The sequence below is a fragment of the Clostridium sp. UMB9555A genome, from assembly GCF_030222355.1.
Classification (GTDB): Bacteria; Bacillota; Clostridia; order Clostridiales; family Clostridiaceae; genus Sarcina; species Sarcina perfringens.
Map to the genome: position 1 here is coordinate 1 of NZ_JASORQ010000051.1, position 237 is coordinate 237.

Sequence of the window (237 nt, forward strand, 5' to 3'; positions counted from 1 at the left end):
TGTGGATTTTTAATTGTTCCAACTCTCATTAATCCGAATTTACTAGGCTCTTTATCCTTGCAAACTCTTTTATTAACCTTATTTAAGAAGCTTTTTAAATAAGAATTATCTTTACAATAGTATTTTTCATCTACAAAATTTTCTGTAATGCTCTCTAGTGTAACTAGATTATCGTTTCCTTCTTTAAACTTAAAGCTCCCGTTGTCTATATCTTTCCTGATGCTGACTATGAATACT

1 pseudogene is annotated in these 237 nt (G+C 29.1%); it reads right to left on the reverse strand.

The window, feature by feature from the left end:
- Positions 1–237, reverse strand: a pseudogene (locus tag QP548_RS16920) (DNA (cytosine-5-)-methyltransferase); the annotation flags it as partial.